Here is a 13,882-nt window from a genome sequence, read left to right as displayed (position 1 = left end):
GGTTGGGGTGAGGGGAAGAATTACGCCACCGGCACGCCGCTATGGAAGCGGAACTCTTCGTCCGGCGAGCGGATCAGTTCAGCCTCTAGCTGGCCAAAAAACGCTACCCGCTCGCTGATATCGCCGCCAGCAATCTGCTCTGCCAGGGACAGGTAATCCTGATAATGGCGGGCTTCGGAACGCAGCAGCGAAACATAGAACCGGTTCAGCTCATCATCGAGGAACGGAGCCAGCTTGGCAAAGCGTTCGCAGGAGCGGGCTTCGATATACGCGCCGCAGATCAGTTTGTCGATCAGGGTGGCCGGATCGTGGGTGCGCACCTCGCGGATCATGCTTTTGGCATAGCGGCTGGCGGTGATCTTTCTGTACGGGATCTGCCGGGCCTGCATGATCTCCAGCACCTGCGAGAAGTGATGCAGCTCTTCTTTGATCAGCAGCACCATCTTGTCCACCAGATCCTGGCCGTAGGCCGAGCCGTTCTTCGGCAGGATCTTCCTGGTAAACGCGCTCTGGCGGAACAGCGCTTCCGGCACTTCCTGCGCCTCGTGCACAAATGCCTCATAGGGCCTGAGCAGCGCCAACAGGGCATCACCGCTCTCTTTGTCTGCCACGTAACGGCGGATTAGCCACATGCCGGTCTGCGCCGCTTTCAGCTCGCATACCAGGTGGTCGGTCAGCAACAGTTGCAGGTTTTCCGGGCGACGGGCCGCTTCGATCCAGCCATCGGGGGTTTCACAATGCAGGAAGTTGAGTATCGGGGATAATAGGGATTGGTATTTCATCGGGTTCTATCAGGGGCCAGCTTGCGCCAGCCCGCAGGATTTAATTAATGACGTTTGCCGTCGTCGTCTTCATCGATAAAGTCGCCGTCTTCTTCGTCGTCGTCGCCTTCTTCACCGTTCGGATCCTCAAAATAGGTGCCCCAACCGTCGTAATTGACACCGCATTTTTCTGCCAGTGCCACCAGTTGTTCTACCTGGCCGTCGATCAGTTCGGCATTCAGCGCGACTTCGCTGATCACGTCACAGCACATCACCATTGAGCCATCTTCCACTTCCAGCTCTTCGGCATCGGTCACTTCGTAGCCCAGTTTGAAGGCTTCGACGGCGGCCTGCTCCAGCACTTCAAACTTTTCGGCAGAGAAATGGTGCTCGATGGTGTAGAGCGCATCCGGATCGCTGCCGTCTTCCAGCAGTTCTTCGATGATCAGGCGCGTTTCTTCACGTTGTTCTTCCAGCAGTTCACGGTTTGCCATGCCTCTATCCTCAATAAATTGGGCTTCGTTACTTCTATTTTCACACACCGCTGTCACCGCTGCCACGATAAACGTGAAAGATTTCTGTTTCGCACTTGAAATTGAATATTCATACATATAAAGTGAATTTAAATTCAATCACAACGATCAGGATATGCGGAGATGAGCCAGATGAACCCGTTCTACAGTCGTCACTTTTTGCGGTTAATGGATTTTACCCCCAGTGAAATCCAGTCCTTGCTGCAGTTGGCCGCCGATTTAAAGCAGGCCAAGAAGCAAGGCCAGGAAACCCGGCATCTGCAAGGCAAAAACATTGCGCTCATCTTCGAAAAAGACTCGACCCGCACCCGATGCTCTTTCGAAGTTGCCGCATTCGATCAGGGGGCTCAGGTCACCTACCTGGGCCCAAGCGGCAGCCAGATCGGCCATAAAGAGTCGATGAAAGACACCGCCCGCGTGCTGGGCCGGATGTACGACGGTATTCAATATCGTGGTTTTGGCCAGTGTCTGGTGGAAACCTTGGCTAAACACGCTGGCGTGCCGGTGTGGAATGGCCTGACCAACGAGTTCCATCCCACCCAGTTGCTGGCGGATCTGCTCACCGTACGCGAACACCTGCCGGGCAAGGCCTTGAGCGAGGTTAAATTCGCCTACATTGGCGATGCACATAACAACATGGGCAACACCCTGCTGGAAGCCGCTGCGCTAGTGGGCATGGATCTGCGCCTGGTGGCCCCGAAAGCCTGTTGGCCGCACGCCGAACTGGTGGCGGAATGTCAGGCGTTGGCTCAGCAGACCGGCGGCAAGATCACGCTGACGGAAGATATTGCCGAAGGCGTACAGGGTGCGGATTTCCTGTATACCGACGTTTGGGTCTCGATGGGCGAAGCCAAAGAGGTCTGGCAGGAGCGGATTGCCCTGCTCAGACCGTATCAGGTGAATATGGCGATGGTGAAGCTGACCGGCAATCCACAGGTGAAATTCCTGCACTGCCTGCCAGCCTTCCATGACGATCAGACCACGCTGGGTAAGCAAATGGCCGAGCAGTACGGTATGCACGGCGGTATTGAAGTCACCAACGAGGTATTCGAATCCGCGCACAGTATCGTGTTCGATCAGGCAGAAAACCGCCTGCACACCATTAAAGCGGTGATGGTCGCCACGCTGAGTAAAACCCTTTAAGGCAAAGTCAGTAAGCAGAGAAACACATCACAATACGTACAGTAATGCCCCCTCACCCTAACCCTCTCCCACAGGGAGAGGGGACTGAACGTGCCACAGATTAACTCCTGCGCCTGGCTGCGGCTGTGGACTAGCTCCCTCTCCCCTTCATATTGTTAACGTTTTTTTGCTAGTAAACTCTTCGCCAGGTTCTATAGTCTTTTTCGTTATAGTTAATAACAGATTGGCCTTTGCCTGTTTTTTAGCGACGTTCTACCGTGGCACTCTGGCGGCGGAAATGCCGTAAAAAAACAATGAGAACAAGCTCTTCTCCGTTCTGGTTTACCGGTACATTCAAGGGAAAACGTCTATGAAAGCCAAAGTCTTGCCGCTGTTTATTCTTGCCGCCCTCTCCACGACCGCACTGGCCGCCACGCCGCCGAATACGCTGGTGGTGGTGCAGTCACTCGACGATATCGTCAGCCTGGATCCCGCGGAGGCCAATGAGCTCTCCAGCATCCAGACCGTCCCCAGCCTTTATCAACGTCTGGTGCAGGCCGATCGTGATAATCCGGCCAAGGTGATCCCGGTGCTGGCAGAAAGCTGGCAGGATGATGCCGCCGCCAAGACCCTGACGGTCAAGCTGCGCCCACAGGCAGCGTTTGCTTCCGGTAATCCGCTGACCGCCGACGACGTGATTTTCTCCTATACCCGCGCGGTGAAGATGAACAAGTCACCGGCGTTTATCCTCAACGTGCTCGGCTGGCAGCCCGATAATATCGAACAGCAGTTGAAGAAGATCGACGACCATACCGTGCAACTGAGCTGGACGGCAGACGTCAGCCCGGCGGTCGCCCTGAAAATTCTTTCCACGCCGATCGCCTCGATCGTCGACAGCAAAGCCGTGCAGCCTAACGTGAAGGGTGACGACTTCGGTAATGCCTGGTTGAAGATGCACTCTGCCGGTAGCGGCCCGTTCAAGATGCGCGTGTATCAACCGCATCAGGCGATCGTGCTGGACGCCAACCCAACCTCACCGGGCGATAAGCCGCTGCTGAGCAATATCATTATCAAAAACGTGCCAGACCCAAGCGCGCGCCGCCTGCTGATCCAGCAAGGGGATGCCGACGTGGCGCGTGAACTCGGCCCGGATCAGACCGCTGCGCTGAAAAGCCAGGCCGGGGTGAAGGTGTTGGAAATCCCTTCCGCCGAGCAGAACTATCTGGTGTTCAACACCGGCAACAAAGCCAACCCACTGCTGAATAACCCAGCATTCTGGGAGGCTGCGCGCTATCTGGTCGATTATCAGGGCATCACCAAGGATCTGCTGAAAGGACAATACTTCGTCCATCAGAGCTTCCTGCCGGTTGGCCTGCCGGGGGCGTTGGAAGATAATCCGTTCAGCTTCGATCCCGCCAAAGCCAAGGCGATCCTGGCCAAAGCCGGCATCACCAATGCCAGCCTGACGCTGGACGTGGAAAACAAACCGCCGTTTATCACCATCGCCCAGTCGTTGCAGGCCAGCTTTGCTCAAGGTGGCGTAAAGCTCGATCTACTGCCTGCCGCCGGTAGCCAGGTGTATGCGCGCGTACGTGCCAAGCAGCATCAGGCGGCGATCCGCTTGTGGATCCCGGATTACTTCGATGCGCACTCCAACGCCAGCGCCTTTGCCTATAACGACGGCAAAAGCAGCACGGTTGCCGGACTAAACAGCTGGCAGATCCCTGAGCTGAGCAAACAGACTCTGGCGGCAGTTGCCGAAGCCGACCCGGCCAAACGCTCCGCGCTCTATACCGCCATGCAGCAGGAATTGCAGCGTAGCTCGCCGTATGTGTTTATCGATCAGGCCAAAACGCAGGTGGTACTGCGCGATAACGTCAAAGGCTACCAACAGGGCCTGAATGCGGATATGGTCTATTACGATCGCGTTAGCAAATAACCAGGATTGTCATGTCGGTAGCCATTAAATCCACGCCGGGGAGCCGTTCCCGGCGTCGTCTTTGGGGTCTGGCGCAGGGGCTGCTTACGCTGGCGTTGACCCTGTTCGGCCTGTTGTTGATCACCTTCCTGCTGTCTGCCCTGTCGCCAGTGGATCGCGTGTTGCAGATCGTCGGCGATCACGCCAGCGCTGCCACCTATGAGCAGGTAAAGCAGCAGCTTGGTCTGGATCGCTCTTTGCCAGTGCAGTTCTGGCACTATCTGGAGCGGCTGGCCCATGGCGATCTCGGCACCGCCAGCGCCACCGGCCAACCGGTGTTGCAGGATCTGCTGCATGCCTTCCCTGCCACGTTGGAATTGGCCACGCTGTCATTGGCGATCGGTGCCCCACTCGGCGTGCTGGCTGGTGTGTTGTGCGCGCGCTTTGCCGGTAGCAAACTGGATATCGGCGTGCGCTTTATTACCCTGCTAGGTAACTCGGTGCCGATCTTCTGGCTGGGGCTGCTGATGCTGCTGCTGTTCTACGCCAAACTCCAGTGGAGTGCTGGGCCGGGACGGTTGGACGATATCTTCCAATACACCGTCGAGGCCAAAACCGGCTTCGCGCTGATCGATACCTGGCTTTCCGGCGATGCGGGGGCGGTACGTAATGCGCTGGCGCATCTGGTGCTGCCGGTCTGCCTGCTGGCCTATTATTCGTTAGCCAGCATTACCCGTCTGACCCGTTCCGCCTGCCTGAGTGAACTGAATAAAGAGTACATCACCCTGGCTCGCGCCAAAGGGGCCAGCGAGATGCGCATCATGTTCCGCCATGTGCTGCCCAATATCAGCGGCACCCTGTTGACGGTGATCGCCCTCGCCTATACCAGCATGCTGGAAGGGGCGGTACTGACCGAAACCGTGTTCTCCTGGCCGGGCATCGGCCGCTATCTGACCACCGCGCTGTTTGCTGGTGATACCACCGCCATCATGGGTGGCACGCTGCTAATCGGCCTGTGCTTTGTGATTATCAACAATCTCACCGACCTGCTGGTGCGTTTGCTCGATCCGAGGGCGCGGCTGAAATGACGATGACAATACTTAAACGTTCACCTTCCGCCAGCTGCGGAGCCTTTATCCTGCTGTTACTGGTGTTGATTGCGCTGTTCGCGCCTTGGCTGGCACCCGTCGATCCCAACTGGCAAAACGCCGCCAACCGCTTATTACCGCCGGGAGCTGGCCACTGGCTTGGCACCGACAGCTATGGCCGCGACGTGCTTTCCCGCCTGATCTACGGCACTCGCCCGACCCTTGGGCTGGTATTGCTGGTCACGGCGATCACTTTACCGCTCGGCCTGCTGATTGGCGTACTGTCCGGCTACTACGGCGGCTGGCTGGAGCGCGTACTGATGCGCTTTACCGACGTGGTGATGTCGATGCCACGGCTGATCCTGGCCTTCGCCTTTGTGGCGATGCTCGGCCCGGGGCTGGTCAATGGCGCGCTGGCGTTGGCGCTCACTACCTGGCCCGCCTATGCCCGTCAGGCCAGAGCCGAGATCCAACTGCTGCGTAAAAGCGACTACCTGGCTGCCGCCGAGATGATGGGCATTCAGGGGCCGCGCCTGCTGTGGGGCCATATTCTCCCCATGTGCCTGCCCTCCGCCGTCGTTCGGTTAGCGCTGGATCTGGCGGGGATCATTCTGGCCGCCGCCGGTCTGGGGTTTCTGGGGCTGGGTGCCCGACCGCCGATGGCGGAATGGGGATCGATGGTGGCTGACGGTATGCAGGTGATCTTCGATCAGTGGTGGATCGCGGCGATCCCCGGCGGTGCGATCCTGATCAGCAGCCTGGCGTTTAACCTGCTGGGCGATGGCCTGCGCGACTTACTGGACCCGCATCATGACTGAGCCACTGTTGGCAGCACACAACCTGAGTATCGAATTCAACGGCCACAAGGTGGTGGATGGCCTGTCTCTCAGCATTGGCCGGGAGAAAGTGGCGCTGGTGGGAGAATCCGGTTCCGGCAAATCCATGACCGCCCGCGCTCTGATGGGGCTGGTGCGTAAACCGGGCATCGTCACCGCCGACAAGCTGCACTACCGCCAAACCGACTTGCTGAAGCTTCAACCACGCCAGTGGAACGAGGTGCGCGGTGCCAAGATCGCCATGGTGCTGCAAGATCCTCGTTATGCGTTAAACCCGGTGCGTAGCATTGGCAAGCAGATCGAGGAATCCCTGGTGCTACATAACGCGCTGACCCGGGCCGATCGCCATGAGCGGGTGCTAAACGCCTTGGCCGCCGTCGGCCTACCCGAGAGCCTTTATCATAGCTACCCCGGCCAACTTTCCGGCGGCATGGGGCAACGTGCCATGTTGGCGATTGCGCTGGTCAACGATCCGCAACTGCTGATCGCCGATGAGCCGACTTCGGCGCTGGATGCCAAATTACGCAATCAGATCCTCGATCTGATCGTCGAACAAACCACGCGGCGTAACATGGGGCTATTGCTGATCAGCCACGATCTGCCGCTGGTGGCCGAACGCTGCGATCGAGTATTGGTGATGTATCAGGGCAAGCTGGTCGATCAGGGGATCGCAGCCAACCTGCCGCTAGCGACCCATCCTTACACCCGCACGCTGTGGGCCTGTCGCCCGAATGCCAGCACCTATGGCCAGGATCTGCCGGTGCTGGATCGCAGCATCGATTTTAGCCGGGGTGAACATGGCACTGATTGAAATTGAAAACTTACAGGTCAGTTTTCCGCAGGGGAACGGCCATAAGATTGCCGTGGAGTCGGTGAGTTTTGACGTCGAGGCGGGGGAAACCTTCAGCCTGATTGGCGCTTCCGGCTGTGGCAAATCCACCGTGCTGCGCGTACTAGCTGGTTTGCAACGCGAATGGCGCGGTGAGATACGACTGCTTGGCCAACCCCTCCAACCGATGCAGCGTTTCACCGGCCAATTACGCCGCGAGGTGCAGATGGTATTTCAAGATCCCTATGCTTCGTTACATCCGCAGCATCAGATTGCCCGCACGCTGGGTGAACCGTTGAAGATCCACGGCGAAAAACACATTCCGGCGCGGATCGATGAAGCCTTGCGGCAGGTCGGGCTTAATGCAGCGACGGCACAGCGTTATCCTCATCAGTTGTCCGGCGGGCAGCGCCAGCGCGTTGCCATTGCCCGTGCACTGCTATTGCGACCTAAGTTGCTGCTGTTGGATGAACCGACCTCGGCGCTGGATATGTCGGTGCAGGCAGAGATCCTCAACCTGCTTAACCATCTTAAGCGCGAGCACGGTATGACCTACCTGCTGGTCAGCCACGATGGCGATGTGATTGCCCATATGTCCGAACGGGCCGCCCTGATGGCGAGCGGCCACATCGTACAGCATTATGACCGGGCTGCCTTGCAGGCCGGAGAACATATGCAGGATTAAGCCATAGCGGCATGCCAGGCGGCGGCAAAACGCTGCGCCTGACGCAGAGTAACCTCTGCCGTTTGGCCTGCCCGATACAGATCCGATCCCAACCCCGCCCCTTGATAACCCGCCGCCAGATACTCGGCCAGATTATCCGGGGTGATACCGCCCACCGCATACAACTGGGTAGTTTTCGGCAGTACGCTCACCAGCGCGCGAACATAGTCTGCCCCCATAATGGCGGCAGGGAACACCTTCACAATATCCGCCCCAGCCTGCAAGGCGGCGAACGCTTCGCTGGGCGTCATGGCCCCGATGCAGGTGATCAATCCGGCCGCTTTGGCACGGCGGATCAGCGCCGGGTTGGTGTTCGGCGTCACCATCAGCGGCGCACCGCTGGCGATAAGCTGGTCCAGCTTTTCGTCATCAATCACCGTTCCGGCCCCGATATGGGCCTGGTTGCCATAATGCTGTTGTAATAACTCCACGCTTTCCAGCCAACGCGGTGAGTTGGTCGGCACTTCAATCATCTCGAACCCGGCTGCAAGCAGGTTGCGGGCATGTTCCAACACCTCTTCCGGGGTGATCCCACGCAGTATCGCCACCAGCGGCAATTTACAAGGCTGCATAAATCCTCCTGAACCCGTTTAACATCGCGGTCTGTGCATCGAGCACCGTTGCCTGCCACCCCGCCAATTGGCAGGCGGTAAGGTAATGGCCGGTCAGTGGAGCATCACCCACCAGCGCCAGTGTGTTGCTGGTTGGCCAACGGCGAGCCAGTTGCGCCAGTTCTTCACCAATCAGCGCCCCTGATAACCACGAGGCCACCGCCTCCGGCGGCATATAGCCCAGGATCCGACGCGAACGGGCGTAGAACAGGCGGTTAATCAGCCCTTCGTCGCTTTGCAGCGCCTCTTCCACACCGCGAGTAAACGCTGGCTGGTCGAACTCCCCCTCGCTGGGCAGCCCTTTGCCTAACAGGCTGTGCTGCAACAACAGCTGATAAAGCTCGCCGGTCATCGCCGTGGTAAAGCTGTCAATCGTGATTTCATCCGCTTTACGCACTGGCTTTACCCATTTGCTGTGGGTGCCCGGGAACAGATAGATATCCGCTTGCAAGCACGCCAGAGCGCCCAGCAGCTGTACCTCTTCGCCACGCATCACATTCGCCCGATCCTTGCGGCGCAATGCCAGGCCAGGCCTTAGCCACAGCTGGATCGGCAATGAGGTAGGCACGGGAATACAGCCCTGGGCAATCGCACTCACCTCCAGCGGCAAGGCCTGATAGCCGCTGTCCAACCAACCGCTATCGCTGCCAATCATCCCCGCCATCAATACCGGCACCTGCTCGGCCACCATCCATTGCCACCAGGGCGCTAACAACGTTCTCAATACCGCTTCATGCTGCCCGGAACCCACAAATTTGATCCCTTGCGGAGCGCTCTGCTGTGCCGTGCACTCTCCGCTTGCTATCCGCCAGGCTCGAAGCTGGCTGGAGCCCCAATCGACGGCGATATAATCGGCCTTCATGTCTTACCTCTGATGCTGGAATTACGGGTAACAATTGGGCGCAGCATGCTACGCCCCCTACGTAGCAAATCAGCAGTCTCGTGTCGCCGTAACCCCCGCTTTTTTACCCAATGGCACCTTGATGATCGGGCGGTTTTCCCGCTCACGGGTGATCATATCCAGCGCTTCCTCACGGCTCATCTGGTTGGCCGGTGTCAGCAGCGTGACCACCACGGCCGCCAGCAGGCTGAACATCACGGATGGGAAGCAAGGGTTGCCCCAGAAGGCCAGCCAGCTGCTGTTCATCAGCACCGCCATCGAGGTGGCCGCCCCGCCAATCAGCGCTGCGATGGCCCCCTGCCAGTTAAAGCGATGCCAGAAACGCCCGAGGATCGAGCAGATAAACAGGCCGGACATGATCATCGAGATCATCTTGGTGATATAGCCAATGATGTCGTTGGAGGTCAGGGCAAAGACCAGCGCCAGGGCGATCACCAGCACCAGGAAGATGCGCGAAAGGCGGATGGCGTGCTGCTCTTCCGGCATACGCCCGGTAAATAGCGTATAGAGGTCGCGCAGGATAATAGAAACGCCGGCAATAGCGTCGGAACTACCGGACGACATATTCGCCGACATGCCCGCCACCAGGATCGCCATGGCAATCACGTGAGGCAGTACCTGGGTACCAAACAGGAAGGCAAAGCCGCTGTTTTCCAGATTCGGGTTCATCGTCCAGACCGCCATACCAATGATGGCCGGCAGGAAGGAGAAGAACAGATACAGGATGCCGGTAATGGTAAATGACTGACGCACCGACGAAACGGTCTTGGCCGAGTAGATACGCTGACGATAGGAAGGCGTTGCTAACACGCCCACGCCGATCACCAGGGCCAGGGAGAATGCCGGCAGTATGCCCAGCTTATCGATGGCAAACAGGCTTTGTGCCGCCGGATCCACCGCTTGCTTGATATTTTCCCAACCGCCGACGTGCTGTACCGCCAACACGGCCATTAAAATAAAGCCGAGGAATAACACAATCGACTGTATGGTATCGATCCACACCACGGCAGAATAGCCACCAATCCCGACGTAAACCACAAAGGCCAGAGCAATAATCACTTTAGCGACGTTAATATCAATCCCGCTCGCCCAAGCCAAATATAACCCGCCCCCTAAAATATGTGCCCCGAGCCAACCGATGGAGGCAACAAATATCAGCAAAGCCACGACATTTTTAACGATCTTACTGCCGCCGGTATAATAAGAGATCTCTTCGCTCATGGTCATGAAACGCATTTTTCTGACCGGTGCAAACAGCCAGGCCACCAATAAAATGCCAATCGCACCACCAATGCCGTAGAGCATGCCGGCCCAACCATTCAGATAGCCAAAGCCTACCGCACCCACGCTTGAGCCGGTGCCAACCATGGTCCCGACCGTTGAGCCCAGCGTCAGGAACATCGGCAAAGAGCGGCCACCCAGCAGGAAATCATCACCATTCTTTTGATGACGTGAAACATACCAACCAAGAATTATCATGGCGAGGGCATATACGGCAAACCAGATAAGGAAAGATAAATTATTCATCGCTCACATCCTGTCAGTGTAGGATACTGGTGAAATAAAAGATAAAGAAATAGCGTGCCTCATCTGAAATAAATCAGATGATTATTTTTAAGGGTGGTAAAAACCACCCCTATATTTATATTTTAGAAATGTGCTTATTTATTAATGCGTGCAGCGTTATAACAGGTAATATCGACTTCAACTTTGCAATCCACTACCAAATCGGCGACGGCACAAATGCGTGCCGGTGGATGCTCGGTAAAGAATTCGCTGAAGACTTTATTAAACGACTGGAAATAACGTGCGTCGGTCAGGATCACTTTGACGTGCACCACGTCTTTCAGCTCGTAACCGGCTTCGCTCATAATATCCAGGCAGTTTTGGATCGCTAACCGCGACTGCTCGACAATGCCACCTTCAACCACTTCGCCGTTGGTCATCGGCGTCTGGCCGGAAATATACAGCCAACCACCGGCTTCTACCGCGCGGGAAAAGGGCAGATGTTGCCCGCCAGTGCCGGTAGCGCCTGCTGCGCCGTAGCGTTTAATCGTCATGTGTTCTCCTTATCCATTATTATGATAGAGCTAATCACTGGCGGCAGATAAACCGCCCGGCGCGCTGGCCCGTTACGGCCTGCTGCTGATAGCTTTTCACGCCGTTCACCCACACCGCCTCAATCCCCTCGGCGGGCTGCTGCGGTTGGCTGAACGTCGCGCTGTCTTTCACTGTCTCCGCATCAAACAACACCAGATCGGCGTAATACCCTTCCTTGATCAAGCCGCGTTGCGGCAATTGGTAACGCGCCGCCGACATGCCGCTCATCTTGTGCACCGCGACCGTTAACGGGAACAGCCCCTGCTCACGGCAGTAATACCCTAATACTCGTGGAAAAGCGCCCCACAGACGGGGATGCGGCATCGGATCGTTGGGTAAACCATCAGAGCCTACCATGGTCACCGGGTAGCTCAGTACCCGCCGCACGTCCTGCTCGTCCATGTTGTAGTAAATCGCTCCGGCTGGCATCAGGCGTTTACCCGCGCTGTGGATATCCGTCTGCCACAGTTGGGCGATCTCTTGTAACAACTTACCAGCCATTTCCGGATGCGGTTCTGACCAGGTGATATTGATCGCGAACTCATCGGTGATCTGTTTCATATCCAGAGTCGATGAGCTGGCCGAATAGGGATAGCAGTCGCAGGAAACATCCTGGCTCTGGCGCACCTGGTCAAACAGCTTCAGCGTTTCCTTGGTGCGGCCCCAGTTCTTGGCACCGGCACATTTGTGGTGCGAAATCACCACCGGCACTTTTCCGTGGCGGCCAATGCGGAAGGCTTCATCCATCGCCTCCAGAATAGGCTCAAACTCGGAACGTAGATGGGTGGTGTAAATCCCCTGCTCCGCGGCCAGTTCTTCCGCCAGCGCCATCACCTCTTCGGTCGGCGCGGCAAAGGCGGTGGCATAGGCCAAGCCGGTACTTAATCCCAACGCCCCCTGCTGCAATGCCGCACGCAGTTGAACACGCATGCCCTCGATCTCCTGCGGGCTGGCCGCTTGATACAGATCGCTCATCTGGTTATTACGCAGCATAGTGTGGCCCACCAGCGTCGCTACGTTCACCGCCGGGCATACCTCGGCCACTTTCTGCCGGTAGGCTTCCACGGTAGGGTAGACAAAGTGCTCTTTTTCACCCAGCAGGTTCATCGGATCTGGCACCCGTTCGCCGATCATTGCTCCTGCCGCACTGATGCCACAGTTGCCAACAATCACCGTAGTGACCCCCTGCGAGATTTTTGGCAGCATCTCCGGCATGCGGATCACGTTGGTGTCATCGTGGGTGTGCACATCGATAAACCCCGGCGACAGCACGCGGCCAGTGCCGTCGATCACCACTTCGGCCTGAGCGTTAATCGCTGGCGCTATGGCCACAATACGATCGCCCTGCACCGCCACGTCTGCCCGGTATTCTGGGCCGCCGCTGCCGTCTACCACGGTGACATTCTTGAACAAATACTGATACTGCATGCGTCTTAGCCCTTCTGGTTGTCGCAGGGGTGACCCGATCTAGTCACCTAATGGTTGCCGATTAGCCCCCCCGCGATGGCTGTCTAGCGCCAGTTTGATGCGCCGCAGCCGATCCCTGGATTGGCGTTTATTCGCCATTGCCAACTCTGTTGCCAGCACGTCCACCATCGCCAACATGGCATAGCGCGAGGTGCTGGGTTTATAAATGTAATCATTCTCCCGAACGACCAGGCCGAGCAGCACATCAGCTTGCTGGGCTAACGGTGTGTCCGGTGGGGCAATCGCCACCACTTTGGCACCGTATTGCCGGGCGATCGCCGCACTCTCCACGACCTCCTGGGTATACCCACCCAGCGAAAGCGCGATCACCACGTCATTCTTACTGACCGCAGCAGCCATCATGCGCACCAACAACCCATCGCTCTGGGCAATCACCGGCAGCCCCAGGCGGAACAGACGATGTTGCACCTCCGCAGCACAGATGGTGGAACCACCGCCCATGCCAATCGCCAGGATTTGGCGTGCGCCGCTTAGCCAGTCGACGGCTTTGGCCAACGCGGATTCATCGATGGCCCGGCGGTTGATGTTCAGCACATTGATGATGGTTTCATAAATGCCCTGAATGCCTTCCAGATCCGGCTCTTCGTGAATAAAACGCTGCCCCACCGCCAGCGACTGCGCCAGCTTCACCTTCAGGTCACGCACGTCTTTGCAGCCTACGGCCTTGGCAAAGCGGGTGATTGAAGCCTGGCTCACCCCGGCTTGCCGGGCAAACTCGGCAATCGGCAGGGCCGTTACCGCCGCTACGTCATCTAGGATGAACTGGGCAATGCGTTTTTCCGTGCCGCTCAGTTCGATAAATCGTTCGGTAATGCGCGAGATGATGTCGATCTCAATACTCATGACCCAACCTCATAGTGGTTAAATTCTGCCATTTACAAGCTGCCAAAACAGTGGAAGACTACACAAAAAGCAGATCTAAAACTGATACTTTGTACCCAAATACGCAATATTAATTTTTATAAAACATT

General features: G+C 57.2%; 14 protein-coding genes. 6 read left to right on the top strand and 8 right to left on the bottom strand.

What is annotated here, in order from left to right; all coding sequences use genetic code 11:
- Window positions 1-20: 20 nt before the first annotated feature.
- Together miaE and rraB are read right to left on the bottom strand one after the other, a co-directional pair.
- The gene (gene miaE, locus ACRDCA_RS09885; RefSeq protein ID WP_438689350.1) at window positions 21-782 is read right to left on the bottom strand and encodes a tRNA isopentenyl-2-thiomethyl-A-37 hydroxylase MiaE; all 762 of its coding nucleotides are present in this window, start codon (window positions 780-782) and stop codon (window positions 21-23) included.
- Window positions 783-826: 44 nt separating this feature from the next.
- Complete coding sequence (rraB, locus tag ACRDCA_RS09880) at window positions 827-1,255, bottom strand: ribonuclease E inhibitor RraB (RefSeq protein WP_438689349.1); 429 nt, start codon at window positions 1,253-1,255, stop codon at window positions 827-829.
- A 162-nt stretch (window positions 1,256-1,417) separates the two neighbouring features.
- Here rraB and argF point away from each other — a divergent pair, with 162 nt between their 5' ends.
- The 6 genes from argF to ACRDCA_RS09850 all read left to right on the top strand — a co-directional run bounded on the left by argF (window position 1,418) and on the right by ACRDCA_RS09850 (window position 7,772).
- Complete coding sequence (argF, locus tag ACRDCA_RS09875; RefSeq protein ID WP_438689348.1) at window positions 1,418-2,437, top strand: ornithine carbamoyltransferase; 1,020 nt, start codon at window positions 1,418-1,420, stop codon at window positions 2,435-2,437.
- 349 nt (window positions 2,438-2,786) lie between these two features.
- Entirely contained in the window at window positions 2,787-4,355 is a 1,569-nt protein-coding gene (locus tag ACRDCA_RS09870) for an ABC transporter substrate-binding protein (RefSeq protein WP_438689347.1), read from the top strand.
- Window positions 4,356-4,366: 11 nt separating this feature from the next.
- The gene (locus ACRDCA_RS09865) at window positions 4,367-5,422 is read left to right on the top strand and encodes an ABC transporter permease (protein WP_438689346.1); all 1,056 of its coding nucleotides are present in this window, start codon (window positions 4,367-4,369) and stop codon (window positions 5,420-5,422) included.
- Between the two features lie 2 nt (window positions 5,423-5,424).
- Window positions 5,425-6,240, top strand: a complete 816-nt coding sequence (locus ACRDCA_RS09860) for an ABC transporter permease (RefSeq protein ID WP_438689345.1) — start codon at window positions 5,425-5,427, stop codon at window positions 6,238-6,240.
- Window positions 6,233-7,069 carry an ABC transporter ATP-binding protein gene (locus tag ACRDCA_RS09855; RefSeq protein WP_438689344.1) on the top strand — a complete coding sequence of 279 codons (837 nt, stop codon included), beginning with the start codon at window positions 6,233-6,235 and terminating at the stop codon, window positions 7,067-7,069. The genes ACRDCA_RS09860 and ACRDCA_RS09855 overlap by 8 nt, the downstream gene beginning before the upstream one ends.
- Complete coding sequence (locus ACRDCA_RS09850; protein WP_438689343.1) at window positions 7,056-7,772, top strand: ABC transporter ATP-binding protein; 717 nt, start codon at window positions 7,056-7,058, stop codon at window positions 7,770-7,772. The genes ACRDCA_RS09855 and ACRDCA_RS09850 overlap by 14 nt, the downstream gene beginning before the upstream one ends.
- On the opposite strand, the gene ACRDCA_RS09845 is transcribed toward ACRDCA_RS09850, so the two are convergent.
- From ACRDCA_RS09845 to ACRDCA_RS09820, 6 genes are all read right to left on the bottom strand, one after another.
- Window positions 7,769-8,383 (bottom strand): 2-dehydro-3-deoxy-6-phosphogalactonate aldolase, encoded by a 615-nt coding sequence (locus ACRDCA_RS09845; protein ID WP_438689342.1) that lies wholly within the window; start codon window positions 8,381-8,383, stop codon window positions 7,769-7,771. The genes ACRDCA_RS09850 and ACRDCA_RS09845 overlap by 4 nt on opposite strands.
- Window positions 8,370-9,284 carry a 2-dehydro-3-deoxygalactonokinase gene (locus ACRDCA_RS09840; RefSeq protein ID WP_438689341.1) on the bottom strand — a complete coding sequence of 305 codons (915 nt, stop codon included), beginning with the start codon at window positions 9,282-9,284 and terminating at the stop codon, window positions 8,370-8,372. The genes ACRDCA_RS09845 and ACRDCA_RS09840 overlap by 14 nt, the downstream gene beginning before the upstream one ends.
- 69 nt (window positions 9,285-9,353) lie before the next feature.
- A complete protein-coding gene (locus ACRDCA_RS09835) occupies window positions 9,354-10,850 on the bottom strand; it encodes a sodium:solute symporter family protein (RefSeq protein ID WP_438689340.1) in 1,497 nt (498 codons plus the stop codon).
- A 134-nt stretch (window positions 10,851-10,984) separates the two neighbouring features.
- A complete protein-coding gene (locus ACRDCA_RS09830) occupies window positions 10,985-11,383 on the bottom strand; it encodes a RidA family protein (RefSeq protein ID WP_438689339.1) in 399 nt (132 codons plus the stop codon).
- 34 nt (window positions 11,384-11,417) lie between these two features.
- Window positions 11,418-12,851 carry an N-acyl-D-amino-acid deacylase family protein gene (locus tag ACRDCA_RS09825; protein ID WP_438689338.1) on the bottom strand — a complete coding sequence of 478 codons (1,434 nt, stop codon included), beginning with the start codon at window positions 12,849-12,851 and terminating at the stop codon, window positions 11,418-11,420.
- A gap of 39 nt (window positions 12,852-12,890) precedes the next feature.
- Window positions 12,891-13,754, bottom strand: coding sequence for a MurR/RpiR family transcriptional regulator (locus ACRDCA_RS09820; protein WP_025121688.1), 864 nt, complete (start codon window positions 13,752-13,754; stop codon window positions 12,891-12,893).
- Window positions 13,755-13,882 lie beyond the last annotated feature (128 nt).

The sequence above is a fragment of the Serratia sp. (in: enterobacteria) genome, from assembly GCF_051654945.1.
GTDB lineage: Bacteria > Pseudomonadota > Gammaproteobacteria > Enterobacterales > Enterobacteriaceae > Chania.
This window is presented reverse-complemented; position numbering and strand designations above follow the sequence as displayed.

What these genes read in the sequence shown, in the direction of transcription:
- miaE (WP_438689350.1), bottom strand. Translation starts at nt 782, where the DNA reads ATGAAATACCAATCCCTATTATCCCCGATACTCAACTTCCTGCATTGT.
- rraB (WP_438689349.1), bottom strand. Translation starts at nt 1,255, where the DNA reads ATGGCAAACCGTGAACTGCTGGAAGAACAACGTGAAGAAACGCGCCTG.
- argF (WP_438689348.1), top strand. Translation starts at nt 1,418, where the DNA reads ATGAGCCAGATGAACCCGTTCTACAGTCGTCACTTTTTGCGGTTAATG.
- ACRDCA_RS09870 (WP_438689347.1), top strand. Translation starts at nt 2,787, where the DNA reads ATGAAAGCCAAAGTCTTGCCGCTGTTTATTCTTGCCGCCCTCTCCACG.
- ACRDCA_RS09865 (WP_438689346.1), top strand. Translation starts at nt 4,367, where the DNA reads ATGTCGGTAGCCATTAAATCCACGCCGGGGAGCCGTTCCCGGCGTCGT.
- ACRDCA_RS09860 (WP_438689345.1), top strand. Translation starts at nt 5,425, where the DNA reads ATGACAATACTTAAACGTTCACCTTCCGCCAGCTGCGGAGCCTTTATC.
- ACRDCA_RS09855 (WP_438689344.1), top strand. Translation starts at nt 6,233, where the DNA reads ATGACTGAGCCACTGTTGGCAGCACACAACCTGAGTATCGAATTCAAC.
- ACRDCA_RS09850 (WP_438689343.1), top strand. Translation starts at nt 7,056, where the DNA reads ATGGCACTGATTGAAATTGAAAACTTACAGGTCAGTTTTCCGCAGGGG.
- ACRDCA_RS09845 (WP_438689342.1), bottom strand. Translation starts at nt 8,383, where the DNA reads ATGCAGCCTTGTAAATTGCCGCTGGTGGCGATACTGCGTGGGATCACC.
- ACRDCA_RS09840 (WP_438689341.1), bottom strand. Translation starts at nt 9,284, where the DNA reads ATGAAGGCCGATTATATCGCCGTCGATTGGGGCTCCAGCCAGCTTCGA.
- ACRDCA_RS09835 (WP_438689340.1), bottom strand. Translation starts at nt 10,850, where the DNA reads ATGAATAATTTATCTTTCCTTATCTGGTTTGCCGTATATGCCCTCGCC.
- ACRDCA_RS09830 (WP_438689339.1), bottom strand. Translation starts at nt 11,383, where the DNA reads ATGACGATTAAACGCTACGGCGCAGCAGGCGCTACCGGCACTGGCGGG.
- ACRDCA_RS09825 (WP_438689338.1), bottom strand. Translation starts at nt 12,851, where the DNA reads ATGCAGTATCAGTATTTGTTCAAGAATGTCACCGTGGTAGACGGCAGC.
- ACRDCA_RS09820 (WP_025121688.1), bottom strand. Translation starts at nt 13,754, where the DNA reads ATGAGTATTGAGATCGACATCATCTCGCGCATTACCGAACGATTTATC.